The 15,898-nt window shown below is 72.7% G+C and carries 10 protein-coding genes; 4 read left to right on the forward strand and 6 right to left on the reverse strand.

Going from position 1 to position 15,898, the window contains the following annotated elements:
- Positions 1-57: 57 nt before the first annotated feature.
- Both M1P99_RS11005 and M1P99_RS11010 read right to left on the reverse strand, forming a co-directional pair.
- Entirely contained in the window at positions 58-1,233 is a 1,176-nt protein-coding gene (locus M1P99_RS11005) for a substrate-binding domain-containing protein (protein ID WP_304452548.1), read from the reverse strand.
- A 152-nt stretch (positions 1,234-1,385) separates the two neighbouring features.
- Positions 1,386-3,275, reverse strand: coding sequence for a PASTA domain-containing protein (locus tag M1P99_RS11010; protein ID WP_304452549.1), 1,890 nt, complete (start codon positions 3,273-3,275; stop codon positions 1,386-1,388).
- A gap of 245 nt (positions 3,276-3,520) precedes the next feature.
- On the opposite strand from M1P99_RS11010, the gene M1P99_RS11015 reads away from it, so the two are divergent.
- Positions 3,521-4,528, forward strand: coding sequence for an ADP-ribosylglycohydrolase family protein (locus M1P99_RS11015; RefSeq protein ID WP_304452550.1), 1,008 nt, complete (start codon positions 3,521-3,523; stop codon positions 4,526-4,528).
- A gap of 690 nt (positions 4,529-5,218) precedes the next feature.
- Positions 5,219-5,755 (forward strand): YbaK/EbsC family protein, encoded by a 537-nt coding sequence (locus tag M1P99_RS11020; protein WP_304452551.1) that lies wholly within the window; start codon positions 5,219-5,221, stop codon positions 5,753-5,755.
- 187 nt (positions 5,756-5,942) lie between these two features.
- Here the strand turns inward: M1P99_RS11020 and M1P99_RS11025 are convergent, their stop codons facing one another.
- From M1P99_RS11025 to M1P99_RS11040, 4 genes are all read right to left on the reverse strand, one after another.
- Positions 5,943-7,352: an APC family permease gene (locus M1P99_RS11025; protein ID WP_304452552.1), complete on the reverse strand. Its 1,410-nt coding sequence runs from the start codon at positions 7,350-7,352 to the stop codon at positions 5,943-5,945.
- On the reverse strand, positions 7,345-9,324 hold the full coding sequence (locus M1P99_RS11030) for a primary-amine oxidase (protein ID WP_304452553.1): 1,980 nt from the start codon (positions 9,322-9,324) through the stop codon (positions 7,345-7,347). Before M1P99_RS11030 ends, M1P99_RS11025 begins: the two co-directional genes overlap by 8 nt.
- A 136-nt stretch (positions 9,325-9,460) precedes the next feature.
- The gene (locus M1P99_RS11035) at positions 9,461-10,891 is read right to left on the reverse strand and encodes an aldehyde dehydrogenase (protein ID WP_304452554.1); all 1,431 of its coding nucleotides are present in this window, start codon (positions 10,889-10,891) and stop codon (positions 9,461-9,463) included.
- 89 nt (positions 10,892-10,980) lie between these two features.
- Positions 10,981-12,510, reverse strand: coding sequence for a GMC family oxidoreductase (locus M1P99_RS11040; protein ID WP_304452555.1), 1,530 nt, complete (start codon positions 12,508-12,510; stop codon positions 10,981-10,983).
- 224 nt (positions 12,511-12,734) lie between these two features.
- On the opposite strand from M1P99_RS11040, the gene M1P99_RS11045 reads away from it, so the two are divergent.
- Entirely contained in the window at positions 12,735-13,685 is a 951-nt protein-coding gene (locus M1P99_RS11045; RefSeq protein ID WP_304452556.1) for a helix-turn-helix domain-containing protein, read from the forward strand.
- A 144-nt stretch (positions 13,686-13,829) separates the two neighbouring features.
- On the forward strand, positions 13,830-15,863 hold the full coding sequence (gene paaZ / locus M1P99_RS11050) for a phenylacetic acid degradation bifunctional protein PaaZ (protein ID WP_304452557.1): 2,034 nt from the start codon (positions 13,830-13,832) through the stop codon (positions 15,861-15,863).
- Positions 15,864-15,898 lie beyond the last annotated feature (35 nt).

Below are 15,898 nucleotides of genomic sequence, written 5' to 3' on the forward strand. Positions count from 1 at the left end.
CCCGGGTCCGTTCGGTCGTGGCGGCGTCGGCCGCGCGGGTGGCGTCGGTGGGCACGGCTACTCCGCGACCGGGGGCTCGACGTCCGCGGCGGGGATCTCCGCGATGAGTTCCGGGTGGGCGTCCTCGCCCTCGCCGACGAGTTCGACCTGGTACATGGGCTGGATGAGGGCGTGGTCCTCGGCTCGGATGTGCAGCTCGCCCTTGACCCCGTCGAAGGTCCAGCCCTCCAGGGCCGCGATGCGGTCCCGGACGTCGGTTCCGGCCCCGGCCGCGTGGACGATCATCTGGGCGGCGGTGAAGCCGTCGGGGGTGAAGAGGTCGACCTCGCCGCCGTCGGTCACGACGGTGTCGTGCATGATCTCGGCGACCTCGGTCTGGCCGGCTCCGTCGAAGTAGTGGGACAGGAAGGAGATCCGGCCGCCGGACTCGCCGAACACGGGGTAGGAGGGCTTGATGTCCAATCCGGTGACGACCTCGCTGGAGTCGAGGACCTCCTGCTGGTCGAGGGCCTGCCACATCGCGGCGGCGGTCTCGCCCGCCCAGGCGACGAACACGAGGTCGGGCTCGGCCTGGCTGAGCTGTTCCGCGAAGGGGGTGAGGTCGGTGGTCTCCGGTGGGGCGAGGACGCTGTCGACGGAGGCTCCCTCCGCCTCCAGGACCTCCGTGACCGCGGCGACGTTGTCCTGTCCGAAGGCGTTCTGCTGGGCGAACACCACCACCTCGGCGCCGTCGGGGTCGTCCATGAACGTGCCCGCGGTGAGGATGTCCTGGTAGGTCTGCCGCCCGGAGCGGAAGGTGTGGTCGTTGAGGCCGGTGAGCGCGTCGGTGGCGGCCGAGCCGGAGACGAACAGGATGTCGTTCTGCTCGGCGAGCGGCGCGACCTGGGTGGCGATACCCGAGGCGGTGGACCCGGCGATGATGTCGTGCCCGGAACCGATGAGGTCGCGGGTGGCCGAGACCGCCTTGGTGGGATCGCCCGCGTCGTCGGCGTAGGACACCTCGATGGGGCGTCCGCCGACCTCCATGGTGCCGTTGGTGGCGTGGTCGAGTCCGGCCTCGAACCCCTGCCGGTACTGCTCGCCGTAGGAGGCGAGCGGCCCGGTGGACGAGTAGACGATGCCGACCCTGACCGGGTCGTCCTCGCCGCTTCCGGCCGCCTCACCGGGGCTTCCGCACGAGGTCAGGGCGAGGGCCGCGGCGCAGGCGGCGGCCAAGGGGGGCGTCTTGCGCATGTGTCTCCTCCGGTCGGCACCCGCTCGTCCGACACGACCGCCCGAACTGGGGGATCAGGGGTGCCAACCCGAAGGTAGAACCGCAGTGACGTGATTCACATGTAGGCGCCGGCCATATTCAGGCCCGGATCAGTGTCGGTGGCCCCCACGGGTCAGCAGGGACCGAGGTCGGCCCACGGCCCCCAGTCGCCGCCGTCCCCCGGACGGTTGTGCGCGCCCTCGACCCACCAGCGCGCTTCGTACTCGCGCCCCTGGTAGTGCACGCGGTCGCCGGTCTGGTACTGGGTGTTGGGGTGCCAGGCCGCGCCGGAGCAGGACCCGTCGTCGCCGCCGCGCCCGCCGCCCTGACCGTCATCGCCGTCACGGTCGCGGTCCTCCTCCTGGTCGGTGTCCCCGTCCCGTTCCCCTTCGCGGTCCTCCTCGTCGTCCTCCGTCTCCGACTCCTCCACTTCCGGCTCCTCGGGACCGGTGGAGACGGTGATGGACACGTTCGCGTCCTCGGGCAGGATCGAGCCGGGCTCCGGGTCCTGACCGAAGACCTCGCCGACGACCACGTCGTCGTGGGGGGCCTCGACGATCACCGCGGTCAGGCCGGCCTCGTCGAGGAGCGCGGCGGCCTCGGCCTGGTCCGTGCCGATCAGTGAGGGGACCACGACGCCCTCGCTGACGCTGACGACGACCGGCTCCTCCCGGTCCCCCTGCTCTCCGGCGGCCGGCTTCGTGGAGAGCACGGTGCCGGGGGCCTCTTCGCCGGAGTGCTCCATCACCACCTCGATGTCGGTGAAGCCCGCCTCGCGCAGCGCGGTGCGGGCCTCGGACTCGGTACCGCCCGTGACGTCGGGGACCTCGACGGAGCGCGCCCCGATGGAGACCACGAGCGTGACCTCGTCGCCCGTCTCGACCTCGGTCCCCGCGGCGGGTTCGGTGGCGGCCACCGCGCCGGACTCGACGGCGTCGTCGTAGGACTCGGCCCGTCGGACGACCAGGTCGGCGCCGAGTTCCGCCAGGACGGCCTCGGCCTCCGCGGGCGCGCTGCCCGTGACGTCCGGGAGCTCGATCGTGTCGTCGGGGGCCAGGGCGGCCCAGCCGACGACGGCGAGCAGCACGACGGCCAGGGCGGCCGCGGAGACCAGCACGGGCACGCGCCGCCACGGCGGCGCCCCCTCGCGGCCGCGGTTCCGGCCACGGTCGGCTCCGGTCCCCGGTGCGAACGCGGCACCGGCCTGGGCCTCCGCGCCGATCACGGGGATGGGCCGGGTCTCCGCGGGGTCGCCGTCCCCGTCCCCCCGCGGCAGCGACCGCATGACCTGTTCGACCATGGTGAGGTACTTGGCGGCGTCGCGCGGGCGGTAGCGCGGTGTGGGATCGGTGGCGTTGGCGACCAGCATGTCGACGTCGGGCGGAATCCCGTCCACGTGGGACGAGGGCCGCAGCGGTCCCTCGTGCGGCGCGGTGCCGACACCGGTGATCAGGGTGTGGAGCAGCCGCCCGGCCGCGTGGACGTCCTCGCTGGTGTCCGGTTCCCGTCCCGCGGACGCGTCGGCGAGCAGGGGGAGCCCGGTGACGGTCACCCGGCCCTCGTCGTCGAGCAGGACGTGCCCGGCCTCGACCCCGCCGTGCACGATGCCCGCCTGGTGGAGGGCGTCCAGAGCGGAGAGGACGTCGGCGACGATGGTCAGGGCCGTACCGGGGGAGTAGCGCAGGGCCGCGTCGCCGTCGGTGAGGACGCGGTCGAGGCCCTCACCGCGCTCGTACTCGGTGACGGCGTACACGTGGTCGCCGTCGCGGCCGTGACCGAGAGTGCGTGCCAGCCCCGGGTGCGTGACGGTCTCCAGCGTCTGGACACGGCTGTCGAAGGCGTGGACGGCGCCCGGATCGGCGACCGACCCGGGGTGCATCACCGTGACCATGACGAGGTTGTCGACGGTCAGGTCGTGCGCCGTGTGGACGGTACCCGAGGGACCGCTGCGGACACGCTGTCCCAGGACATAGCGTCCGTGCAGCGTGAGGCCGAAGAGGGTGTCGGGACTGGGGGTCGCCATGATGCGGATTCTACGGTCACCCGCACGACAGATCATCGCCATTCGTCCGAATACGGACATGTGCCCGCGCACAGGGGTGCGACGGCGGACCCCTGAGCGGTCGCACGACCACGCCGTCGTCACCGTCGGTGATCTCCTGCTCCCGTGAGCGCGGTGCCGCGAACCGGTTCCGGTGGATTCCCGGACCGCTCCGGAGCCCGCCGCCTCGATAGGGTCCGAGTACCCGAAACCGAAGCGAGGCCCCCATGACACCGCCCCCTCCCGGGACCGTCGGCGACCGTGCGGCCGGAGTGCTGCTCGGCGCCGCCTGCGGGGACGCACTGGGCGTTCCCTACGAGTTCGCACGCAGGCTCGCCGACCACGAGGTGCCGGAGATGGTCGGCGGAGGGCTCGGCCCGTACGCGCCGGGCGAGTACTCCGACGACACCCAGATGGCGGTCTGTATCGCCGAGACCCTGCGCGACCACGATGCCCCGCTCTCCCACAGGGCGCTCCAGCAGACCGCCGAGGCCTTCCTGGCCTGGCGGCGCGACGGGGCCAGCGACATCGGGCACCAGACGCAGAAGGTGCTGGGCGAGGTGGAGCACGCGCGGGGGACCGAGAACGTGGCCCAGGAGATGGCGTCCGTCTCCGAGCGGCTGTTCGAGTCGGGCCTGCCGAGCGCGGGGAACGGCTCCCTGATGCGGACCGGGCCGCTGGCCCTGGCCTACCTGGACGACCCGGCGGGCCTGGCCGTGGCGGCCGACCGCTACAGCCGCCTCACGCACGGGGACCCCCTGGCGTCCGAGGCGTGCGTGCTGTGGTGCGAGGGCGTGCGCCGGGCGGTCGTGCGCGGTGACCTGTCAGGGGTCCGCGCGGGCGTGGAGCTGCTGCCGGTGGGGCGCCAGGCGTCGTGGGCGGCCTGGCTGGACGAGGCCGAGGAGCGCCCGCCGCACGCGTTCGAGGGCAACGGCTTCGTGGTCCGCACCCTGCAGGCGGCGTGGTCGGCGGTCAGCCTCGGGGACGCGGAGGAGGCGGCGGAGGGCGGCTCGCGATCGACGGAGAGCCTGCGGCTTCAGCACTCACTGTGGGCCGCGGTGCGGGCGGGGGACGACACCGACACCGTGGCGGCGATCGCCGGGGCGCTGCTCGGCGCGCGGTACGGCGCGAGCGCGATCCCCGACGAGTACCTGTCGGCGGTCCACGGCTGGCCCGGTTACCGGGCAGCGGACCTGGCCCGGCTCGCCCTGGCCGTCACCGACCGCCACTCCTGACCCGCGACCCGATCATCACCCAGGGATCCCGAACAACTCCCTGGGTGGTTTCCCGCGGTTCTTCCTGTGCGCTTCACGAGTGCCGTACGCCCGCTGGGCGACTCCCGGCGACTCTGGAATCGGCCGTTCCGGAAGCCACCGAACTACTCGTCCCCCCCGGATGACCTCCAGGCACTCGTTCCGTAGTTCGTCGGCCGACCGCGCGTCGGCGATCCGCAGGTCCCGAAGGCACCCGAGGAATCTCGACCGCTGGGCGGTGAGCCGGTCCACGACCTCGGGGCGGGGCCGGGCGACGAGCGCTCCTGGTGGATCCTGGCGGTGAGGGCACCGGCGGCATCACGCAGGAGGTCCATCAGCGTGTCGTGGTCGACGACGTCCTCCTCTGCTTCCTCTGTCCACGTCGCTCGTGGCAGGTTCGCGAACGGATCGAATTCCACTCTCACTCCTCACTGGTCACCGGGTTGGTCGTCGGCGTCCGCCACCGCCTCCGCCGCCGGAGCTCCCACCACCGGGGGGAGCGAGGCGTCGCGGGGGTCTGCCGGGGTGCTGACCACGAACATAGGGGGCCCGGGGACGGCCGGGGCGCCCTGGCCGGTACCGGCCGAACCGGATGCGGACACGCCCGAGCGGCGGGCGCTGTGGGGCCTCACTACGCTGGCGGCGAGGAGCGGTTGGACGAGGGAGGCGCTGATGACCGAGGCTTTGGAGTGGACGCGACCCGGGGAGCACCCGGACTGGTTGGCCGAGCCGACCCGTGCCGCGCTCGCCGGTCTGGGGGAGCGGGAGCGGGATCAGGTGCGGGTCGCGGAGATCGATCCCGAGCTGGCCGACACCGCCGCGTTCTGCGAGCGCTACGGGATGCCGCTGGAGACCAGCGCCAACTGCGTGGTGCTGGCGGCCAAGCGCGGCGGCGAGGTGACCTACGCGGCGTGCATGGTGCTCGCCACCCAGCGCGCGGACGTCAACGGGATGGTCCGGCGCCACCTGGGCGCCCGCAAGATCTCGTTCGCGCCGATGGACGAGGCCACCGGGATGACCGGTATGGAGTACGGCGGCATCACGCCGTTCGGTCTGCCCTCGGAGTGGCCGGTGCTGGTGGACAAGGCGGTGGTGGACACCCCGTCGGTCGTGGTGGGCAGCGGTCTGCGCCGGTCGAAGCTGTACGTGCCGGGCCCACTGGTCGGTGAGCTCCCGGGGGCCGAGGTGCTGTCACTCGTGAAGGAGTAGGCCCCGAGCCGATATGTCGACAAAGTGATCAGTGGTTACGGTCGCCGACATATCGCTTTGGTGCGCGTCTGCAGGTGTTCGACACCCTATCCGTACGGGGACCGGACAGTCCGTGGAACGAGCGGATGTCCACAGGGACCCGTCACCATGTCGACCAGCGGTGTCGACATGGCGACGGGTCGACACCTCACTCCCGACGAAGGGCCGCCGGGACCGCCCCCGCCGCGAACGCGGCCGCGAGCAGGACCACGAAGAGCGCCGCCAGTCCCACGGACCCGTCGATGAGCGTGGTGAAGTTGGACAGCACCAGCGCGGCCACGCACACCAGCCCCACGGCCCCCAGGACCGGCGCGATCCGGGCGTGCCACCACCGCCTGTCCACTCCGGTCCGGGCGAAGAACACCACGACCGCCACGCTCACCAGCACCATGAGCGCCAGCACGCCCAGCGTGGCCATGCCGCTCATCCAGGTGAACACCTGCAGGACCGGGTCGGCCCGCACCAGCGCGAACGCCCCGATCAGCAGGGCCGCCGCCGCGGACTGGACCAGCGAGGCCACGTGCGGCGACCCGTGCCGGGCGTGCGTCCCCGCGAGCGGCGACAGGGCGCCCCCGGTGTGCCCGATCGCGTAGAGGTAGCGGGCGATCGTGTTGTGGAACGCCAGCAGTGCCGTGAACAGGCTGGTGAGCAACAGGATCTCCATGGTCGCGGCCACACCCGGCCCCGCGTACAGGTGGGCCACGGAGAACACCAGGCCCTCGATGTCGTCCAGCGCGGCGGCCTGCGCGCGGCCCGCGCCGACCCCCACGACGACGGCCCAGGACACGAGTGTGTAGAAGCCGCCGATGAGCAGCACGGCCGCGTAGGTCGCGCGGGGCACCGCCCGGCCCGGCTCACGGGCCTCCTCGCTGTAGATCGCCGTCGCCTCGAAGCCGATGAAGCAGGCCACCGCGAACATCAGCCCGATCCCGGGCGAGCCGGAGAGGAAGGCGCCGGCCGTGAACGGCTCAGCGCTCGGCCCCTCGGCCCCGCCCCGCAGGAGCACCGCGCCGACCAGGACCGCGAGGACCCCGACCTCGCACACGATCAGCACGCTGAGCACACGGGTGCCCACGTCGACGCTCCGGAAGCCGAGCACCGCGACGACGGCCAGCAGGACGCCGCTCCACAGCCACCAGGGCAGGTCCGGGCCGCCGTAGGCGGCGACCGCCCCGCCGAGGGCCGCCCCGGCCAGTCCGTAGACCGCCGCCTGGATGGCGGTGTAGGAGAGCAGGGCCAGGCCCACGGCGCCCGCGCCGGTGGTCCGGCCCAGTCCCGCGGTGACGTAGGCGAAGAACGCGCCCGCGCCCTCCACGTGGCGGCTCATCCCGGCGTATCCGACGCTGAACAGCAGCAGGACGACGGTCACCACGAGGTAGGACACCGGGGCGCCCGCGCCGTTGCCGATCGCCATCATCACCGGCAGCGCGCCGCCGATCGCCACCAGCGGGGAGGCCGCGGCGACCACGAGGAACACGATGCCCGCGGTCCCCAGCGACCCCTGGAGCCCTGGTCGGGCACCGGTTTCCGGTGCCGATTCCGCCGCGCGCTCAGCCATGGCAGTGGTCCCTTCCCTCGGTGTGCGCGGTGTCCGGTCCCGGCGCGTGGCAGGAGCCCGCGGAGGTGGCGGGCACGTCCAGCGTGGGGTTGCGGTCGAAGAAGCCGACCGGCCGCAGTGTGAAGCCGGTGTAGTCGACCGGCATGATCGGCCAGTCCTCCGGGCGGGGCGCGTGCGTCAGGCCGAAGGTGTGCCACACGACCAGGTCCCGGCCGTCGAGGTCGCGGTCGGCGGCGGCGTACGCGGGCAGGCCCGCGCCGCCCGGGTGCTGGTTGACGAAGTCGCCCGCCGGGTAGCGCTCGGCGGGGTCGTAGGCGGTCACCCACAGGTGGCGGGTGGCGAAGGCCGCGCGCGCGGCGATCGAGGAGGCCGGATCGGCGAGCAGCACCGGCTTGCCCTCGGGTTGGAGGGCGTAGCCGACGGGCTGCCCGAGCCGGTTGGGGGAGTCGGGGTTGGTGATGTGCCAGACCCGGTCCACGGAGGCGTCGGCGTCGCGCTGTGCCTGCGCCTCCGTGGCCAGCACGGTGTGCTTCCGGGTGAAGGCGTTGCCCCGCGGGTTGTCGGGGCCGATGGGGACGCGGGCGGCGTCGACCTCCACCACCCGGTTGGCGGTGCCGTCCAGGGCCATGTCGAGCCGGGCGCAGAAGAGGTGCTGGTGGAGGGGCGCGCCGAGGCCGGGGGCGATCTCCGTGGCGTAGGGGTAGTCGCCGCCCGGGTGGGCGGAGGTGAACACGATCCCGGTGGCCTTGGCCTCGAACTCGATCGTGCCGTCGAGGTAGAGGTACCAGAAGAAGCCGTAGTCGTAGTTGCCGACGGTGGTGAAGAAGGAGACGACCATGCGCCGCTGGCGCCTGGTCTCGGACGATCCCGCCCACAGGTCGCTGTGCTTCCACAGCACCCCGAAGTCCTCCTCGTGCATGCACACGGCGTTGGGGAGGGTCTGGGGCTCGCCTCGCTCGTCGGCGACGACGGCGTCCATGTAGGTGATGTCGCCGAGGCAGTCGCAGCCCAGTCTGAGGGCGTTGGCGTGGCGGCCGACCATGTACTCGCCGGTGTCGAAGTAGTTCTGCCAGGACCGCACGGGCGAGGGATCGGCGTAGGGGACGACCATCTCGGCGATCGAGGCGCGGTGGATGATCGGCCTCCGCCGTCCCCGGTCGCGGTCCGCGAAGGCGATCTGGTGCAGGACCAGGCCCTCGCGTGCGTCGAAGCCGATCCGCAGCGACCAGTTCTCCCAGCTCAGCATGTTGCCGTCGAGGGTGAAGCCTGGCCCCTCGGGCTGGGTGATCTCGATGGGCTTCTGGGTGGTGCGCGGCGGCCCGCTCACCTCGGTATCGGGGTAGTTGCCGGACTCGGCGGGGATCGGCACGGCACCGAAGTCGAGGACCCGGTCGACGGACTTGTCGACGACGTCGACGTAGGCGACGAGGCCGTCCACCGGGTGCGCCCAGGCGTGGTCGCTCTCGTGCTCCTGGACGAAGGCGAGTCCGCGCAGGACGCGGCGGCCGCGCTCCTCGGGGTACTCGTCGTCGTAGACCCCGGCCGACAGCGGAGCCACCCGGACGGTGGAGGGGTCCAGGTCGCGGGCGCGCAGGGCGGCCAGCCAGTCCTCGTCGGTGGAGAGGATCTCCTCCACCAGCGCGAACTCCTCGTCCAGGACGGGCAGTTGGCCGTCGGTGGCCGCGTCCAGGGTGCGGTCGGAGTCCACGCGCCCGTGGGTGAGGGACACGACGAGGTCGTGGGCGGGTCCGCCGCCGGTGTCGTGCAGCAGGACGCGGACGCGGCGGTCGACGGGCGCGCCGGGTTCGTGCGCCAGGAGGTCGGCCTTGGCGGGCTCCTCCAGCCCGAGGTAGCCGAACCTGGTGGCGTCGGTGGCGTGCCCGGTCGTGGTGAGCAGGGTGCGGGCGGCGGTGATCTCGTCGGGGGTGAGGGCGTCGAGGGGATGCGCCGCCGAAGTGTCGGTGGTGGCCATCGGTTCCTCCGGGGTGGGTGGGACGGGGACGGGGTCGGGTGCGGTGCGGGCGCGCGGTGGTGGACGCGGACGGGCCGGGCGGGTGGCCGGTGGCCGCGGGGCGGCTCTCGCATCCCGCGGCCACCGGGGCGGCCGGTCAGGCCAGGTTGGTCCAGATGCTCTTGACCTGGGTGAACGCCTCGATGCCGGACCAGCCCATCTCCCGGCCGAGGCCGGAGGCCTTCATCCCGCCCCAGGCCGCCGCGGCGTCCAGGAACGGCGGCATGTTGATCCACACCGTGCCGGCGCGCACCCGGGCGGCGAGCCGGTTCGCGGTCCCGATGTCGCGGGACCAGATCACCGCCGCGAGCCCGTACTCGGTGTCGTTGGCGCGGGCGACGAGCTCGTCGGGATCGTCGTAGGGCAGCACCGACAGGACCGGTCCGAAGATCTCCTCGCGGGCGATGCGCATGTCGTCGGTGACGCCGGAGAACACGGCGGGGCGCACGAAGAACCCGCGGTCGTCGTCGAGCGGGGCGCGGTCGTGCAGGTGGGCGCCGTCCTCCTGGCCGATGCGCACGTAGCTCTCGGCCTGGTCGCGCTGCTCGGCGGAGACCACCGGGCCCATCTGGGTGTCCTCGGCCAGCCCGTGGCCGAGCTTCATGGCCGCGGCCCCGGCGGCGAGCTTCTCCGCGAACTCGTCGTGGCGCGCGGCGTCGACGAAGAAGCGCGTGTAGGCGGCGCAGACCTGGCCGGAGTTGAGCAGCCCGCCCATGAGGTTGCCCGCGACGGCGGCGTCGATGTCGGCGTCCGAGGCGATGACGGAGGGTGCCTTGCCGCCCAGTTCGAGCGAGACGTGCTTGAGCTCGCGGCCCGCCTGGGCGCCGATCTCCCGGCCGACCTCGGTGGAGCCGGTGAAGGACACCTTGGCGACTCCGGGGTGGCGGACCAGGGCCTTGCCGACCTCGGGTCCGCCGGTGACGACGTTGACGACCCCGTCGGGGATGCCCGCCTCCTTGACCAGCTCGGCCAGCCGCAGGGTGGTGAGCGGGGTCTGCTCGGCGGGCTTGACGACCACCGTGTTGCCGGTGGCCAGGGCCGGGGCGAGCTTCCACATCAGGATCATGAGGGGGAAGTTCCACGGCGTGATGAGCGCGCACACGCCGAGCGGTTCGCGGCGGGTGCGGTAGTCGACGTCCGGGATGGACAGCGGCGCGGTGACACCGGTGATCTTGGTGACCCAGCCCGCGTAGTAGCGCAGGTGCTCGACGGCGTTGGGGACGGCGAACCCGCCGCTGACGCCGAGCGGCTGCCCCTGGTCGCTGGTCTCCAGGCGGGCGAAGGCGTCGGCGTCGGCCTCCAGCAGGTCGGCGAGCCGGAGCAGGAGCTTGGCGCGGGCGGCGGGGAGCATGCCGGCCCACTCGGCGGACTCGAAGGCCCGCGCGGCGGCGGCCACCGCAGCGTTCACGTCGGCCTCGGTCCCCTCGGGCACCTCGGCCAGGACCTCGCCCGTGGCCGGATCGAGGGTCGGGAAGGTGGTCCCGTTCCCCTTGCTCCACTCTCCGTCGATCAGCATCTCGGTCCGCATCGGGGCCACCTGGCCTTTCCCTCGTGGTTCGTGTGGGTGTTCGTGCTGCTGGTGCTGCTGGTGTTGCCGGATCTGGTGCGGTGCGGAGGTCACGCGTGGTCGGCGAGGATGAGGTCGGCGGCCTTCTCGCCGACCATGATCGCCGGGGCGTTGGTGTTGCCCGAGGGGACCGAGGGCATGACGGAGGCGTCCGCGACGCGCAACCCGTCCATGCCGTGGACCCGCAGGGCCGGGTCGACCACGGACAGGGAGTCCACGCCCATCCGGCAGGTGCCGACCTGGTGGTGGTAGGTGGTGACCGCGCGGCGGACGTACTCGCGCAGGTCGTCCCGGGTACGGGCGTCCGGACCGGGGGCCACCTCGGTCTCGCGCCAGGTGTCGAAGGCGGCGGCACCGCCGATCTCGCGGCAGATCTCGACCGCGTCCACCAGGGCTTCGAGGTCGTGCGGTTCGGCCAGGAGGTTCGGGTCGACCAGGGGCGCGTCGCCGGGGTCGGCGGAGGCCAGCCGCAGGGTGCCCCGGGAGAGCGGGCGCACGACCCCGGGCGCGATGGTGTAGCCGTGCTCGGGCACGGGATAGCCGTCGGCGGGCAGCACCATGTGGATGAACAGGGGCTGGAGGTCGGGCACGGTCCTGGCCGGATCGGAGCTCGCGAAGAGCTGGGCCTCCAGCAGGTTGCCGGTACCGGGCGGCAGGGGGCGGCTCGCGGCGTAGACGTTGCTGATCAGCAGGTGGTCGTGCAGGTTCTCGCCGACACCGGGAAGGTCGGCGCGGACGTCGATGCCGAGTTCGGTGAGGTGGTCGGCTGGCCCGATCCCGCTGTGCAGCAGGATCTGCGGTGAGCCGATCGCGCCGCCGCTGAGCACGGTCTCGCGGGCCGCGCGCGCCTGGTGGAGCTGTCCGTCGGACTCGTACTCCACCCCTACGGCGCGCCCCGACTCCACGACCACGCGGTGGACCAGGGCGCCGGTGGTGACGGTGAGCCCGGAGTGGTCCCGGACCGGTTCGACGAAGCCGCGCCAGGCGCTCATCCGCCGGTCGTCGGCGATGGTGACGTGGTTGTAGCCGACGCCGACCATGTGCTCACCGTTGAAGTCCTCGGTGAGGGGGTGGCCCAGGGAGAGCGCCGCCTCCACGAAGGCGCGGGAGGTGGGGTGCGGGTCGGCGATCCGGGTGACCGGGAGGTGGCCGCCGGCGCCGTGCCAGTGCCCGGCTCCGTCGGCGTGGTCCTCCGAGCGCCTGAACAGGGGCAGGACGCTGTCCCAGTCCCAGCCGGTGCAGCCCTGGTAGGCCCAGGCGTCGTAGTCGGCGCGGTGTCCGCGCACGTAGATCATCCCGTTGAGGGAGCTGCTGCCGCCGAGGACGCGTCCGCGCGGCCAGTGCAGGGAGCGCCCGGCGGCGTGCTTCTGCGGGACCGTCATGACGGCCCAGTCCACGTCGGAGTGCCAGAGCCCGGGCCACCCGCGCGGGTCGTGGATGGCCGGTTCGTCGTCGGCGGGGCCGGCCTCGACGACGTGCACGGTGAGGCCCGCGTCCAGGAGCCGGCGGGTGAGGACGCTGCCCGACGAGCCGGCGCCGACGATGACGACGTCGTGTTCGGAGGAGGTGGCTGCGGACATGGACGGGTCCCTTCCTGCGACGTTTCGACTGTGCTGCGGAAGCTACGCCGGTGACGCCGGTCACTGTCGCCATCGCGCGCACGGCCGTTCGCCGATTCGCGCACGGGCCTGGTCAGCGCCGTGACCGCCCTTGCCGGGCGGTAGTGACGCGGTTAACATCCGAGGAACCCGGCATCGTTCGTACGCCCACGTCAGGCACGAGGTGTGGGGGAAGGGAGGTGGGTGTGACCACCACGCACTCCGTTGACCGCAGGAGCCGCCGGGGAAGCATCGACCGGCTCGACACCTTCGAGGACGCCGCCTCCCGGGCCTTCGCTCCCCTGCGTATGCGGACCACCGACAACCTGCCCTTCCAGGGTGTGATCACCTCGGCGCGGGTGGACCAGTTGGTGCTCACGCACATCACCGCCGACCCGGTCGTGGTGCGGCGCGACGCCACGGTGATGGGGTCCTCCGACCCCGACCTGATCAAGGTGGCCTGGCACGGCGCGGGACGGGCGGGGGTGGACCAGCGCGGACGGCAGTGCCTGCTGAGCCCCGGCGACCTGGTGGTGTACGAGACGGGGCACCCCTACGAGCTGCCGTTCTGGGAGCCCTACGACACCGTGGTGGTCGGGGTCCCCAGCGCGCGCTTCGGAGCGCACGCGGACGTGTTGCGGCGCCGGGTGGCGATGCCGGTCCGGGCGGACATCGGTCTGCGCGGGCTCGTGTCGGCGATGTTCCAGGGGATGGCGTCCGGTGAGGTGGGCGAGGACGCGAGCGGGGCGGCGCAGCACCACATGGCGTCGGCGCTGGTGTCGCTGGTGTGCGCGGCGTTCTCGGACACGGTCCCGTGCGACGACGAGGACCCGCTGGACCGGGTGCGGGCGTACTGCCTGGCCAACCTGGGGGAGCCGGGCCTGTCGGTGGAGTCGGTGGCGGCGGCACACGGGATGTCGACGCGGTACCTGTACAAGCTGTGCCGGGCGGGGGGATTCACCCTGGCGCGGTGGGTCAGGTCGGAGCGGTTGGCCCGGATCCGGCGCGACCTGGCGGACCCGATGCTCGCCGAGCGGTCGACGTCGGCGATCGCGGCGCGGTGGGGTGTGCTGGACACGGGGCACCTGGGGCGCATGCTGCGCGCGGAGTTCGGCGTGACGGCACGGGAGATCCGCGCGGAGGCACGTCGGCCCTGACCTCGCGCCCCGGACCGGCGGCGAATCTCGTCGTGGAGAGAAACAGCAGGTCGATGCGGGTGTGTCCCCTCGCGCCCTATTTACTGAACGATCGGTCTGTAATACTGTGCCAGCAGAGTCGCAGCCGGAGGAGAGGACCGCCAGGTGTCCGCAGTACTGGAGAGCTACGCGCAGGGATCATGGTTCACACCGTCGGACGAGGGCACGCCCCTGCCCGACGCCAACACCGGCGAGACCGTCGCCCGGTACTCGCGCAAGGGCCCCGACGTCGGCGCGATGGTGGAGTACGCGCGAACCGTCGGCGGCCCCGCCGTGCGGGCGCTGACCTTCCACCAGAGGGCCAACCTCCTCAAGGAGGTCGCCAAGCACCTCATGGGGTACAAGGACGAGTTCTACGCGCTCTCCCACCGGACCGGCGCCACCGCGCGCGACACGATGGTCGACGTCGACGGCGGTTTCGGCACGCTGTTCAGCTTCTCCAGCAAGGGGCGGCGCGAGCTGCCCAACTCCACCGTCATCCCGGACGGGCCGCTGGAGCCGCTGGGCAGGGCCGGCACGTTCGCCGCCCAGCACGTGTACACCTCCCGTCCGGGCGTGGCCGTGCAGATCAACGCCTTCAACTTCCCCGTCTGGGGGATGCTGGAGAAGCTCGCGCCCGCCTTCATCGCGGGCCTGCCGAGCATCGTCAAGCCCGCTCCGCAGACCGCCTACCTCACGGTCGCGGTCGTACGGCGGATCATCGAGTCCGGGCTGCTGCCGGAGGGTGCGCTCCAACTGCTCAGCGCGGGCCACGAGGGCCTGGCCGATGCCCTGGGGCCGCAGGACATCCTGTCCTTCACCGGTTCGGCGGCCACCGGGGCGATCCTGCGCAACCACCCGAACGTCGTCAGCGGCGGCGTGCAGCTCAACGTCGAGGCCGACTCGCTCAACTGCTCGATCCTCGGGCCGGACGTCGCGGTCGAGGACCCGGAGTTCGACCTGTACGTCAAGCAGGTCGTGACGGAGATGACCGTCAAGGCCGGGCAGAAGTGCACCGCCATCCGCCGGATCCTGGTGCCCGAGTCGATGGCCGAAGCGGTCACCGAGGCGCTCACCGACCGGCTGTCCAAGATCGTCGTGGGGGCGGCGGACCAGGCGGACACCCGGATGGGGCCGCTGGTCTCCCTCGCCCAGCGCGACGAGGTCCGCAGGTCGGTCAAGGCGCTGCGCACCTCGTGCGAGCTGGTCTACGGCGACCTGGACCAGGTGGAGGTGGCCGGCGCCGACGCCGAGTCCGGCGCGTTCATCTCGCCGATCCTGCTGCGGGCGGAGGCCGGGGCCGCCGAGCCGCACGAGGTGGAGGCGTTCGGTCCGGTCGCCACGGTCATCACGTACGGGTCCGTGGCCGAGGCCGCGGAGCTGGCCGCCCGGGGCCGTGGCAGCCTCGTGGGGTCGCTGGTCACCCGGGACGAGGACGTGGCCCGGGAGGTCGTGCTCGGTCTGGCGCCGTGGCACGGGCGGATCCTGGTGCTCAACCGCGAGGACGCCAAGGAGTCCACCGGACACGGGTCGCCGATGCCGGTGCTGGTGCACGGAGGCCCCGGCCGCGCGGGCGGCGGCGAGGAGATGGGCGGCGTGCGCGGCGTCAAGCACCACATGCAGCGCACGGCCGTGCAGGGGACTCCGGACATGCTCACGGCGGTCACCGGGCAGTGGACCACGGGGTCCCGGCGCGCGGTCGGGGACGTGCACCCGTTCCGCAAGAACCTGGCGGAGCTGCGGATCGGTGACACGATCGCGTCCGCCGAGCGCACGGTCACCCGGGCCGACATCGACCACTTCGCGGAGTTCACCGGGGACACGTTCTACGCGCACACCGACGAGGAGGCGGCCGCCGCCAACCCGCTGTTCGGCGGGATCGTGGCGCACGGGTACCTGGTGGTCTCACTCGCGGCGGGACTGTTCGTGGACCCGGCGCCCGGACCGGTGCTGGCCAACTTCGGCGTGGACCACCTGCGGTTCCTCACACCGGTGAAGGAGGGCGCGACCATCAAGGTGGCGCTGACGGCCAAGCAGATCACCCCGCGCACGAACGCCGACTACGGGGAAGTGCGCTGGGATGCCCTCGTGACCGACCAGGACGGCGAGCCGGTGGCCACGTACGACGTGCTCACCCTGGTCGCCAAGGGCGAGGAGTAGGGGGGTCGGGGAGGAGCGATCGCGACAAACCGGTA

The sequence above is a fragment of the Nocardiopsis sp. YSL2 genome, from assembly GCF_030555055.1.
Taxonomy (GTDB): domain Bacteria; phylum Actinomycetota; class Actinomycetes; order Streptosporangiales; family Streptosporangiaceae; genus Nocardiopsis.

Excerpts from the sequence above, each read along its gene's own strand:
- M1P99_RS11035 (WP_304452554.1), bottom strand. The coding sequence starts at position 10,891 with ATGCGGACCGAGATGCTGATCGACGGAGAGTGGAGCAAGGGGAACGGG.
- M1P99_RS11040 (WP_304452555.1), bottom strand. The coding sequence starts at position 12,510 with ATGTCCGCAGCCACCTCCTCCGAACACGACGTCGTCATCGTCGGCGCC.
- M1P99_RS11025 (WP_304452552.1), bottom strand. The coding sequence starts at position 7,352 with ATGGCTGAGCGCGCGGCGGAATCGGCACCGGAAACCGGTGCCCGACCA.
- M1P99_RS11010 (WP_304452549.1), bottom strand. The coding sequence starts at position 3,275 with ATGGCGACCCCCAGTCCCGACACCCTCTTCGGCCTCACGCTGCACGGA.
- M1P99_RS11005 (WP_304452548.1), bottom strand. The coding sequence starts at position 1,233 with ATGCGCAAGACGCCCCCCTTGGCCGCCGCCTGCGCCGCGGCCCTCGCC.
- M1P99_RS11015 (WP_304452550.1), top strand. The coding sequence starts at position 3,521 with ATGACACCGCCCCCTCCCGGGACCGTCGGCGACCGTGCGGCCGGAGTG.
- M1P99_RS11030 (WP_304452553.1), bottom strand. The coding sequence starts at position 9,324 with ATGGCCACCACCGACACTTCGGCGGCGCATCCCCTCGACGCCCTCACC.
- M1P99_RS11020 (WP_304452551.1), top strand. The coding sequence starts at position 5,219 with ATGACCGAGGCTTTGGAGTGGACGCGACCCGGGGAGCACCCGGACTGG.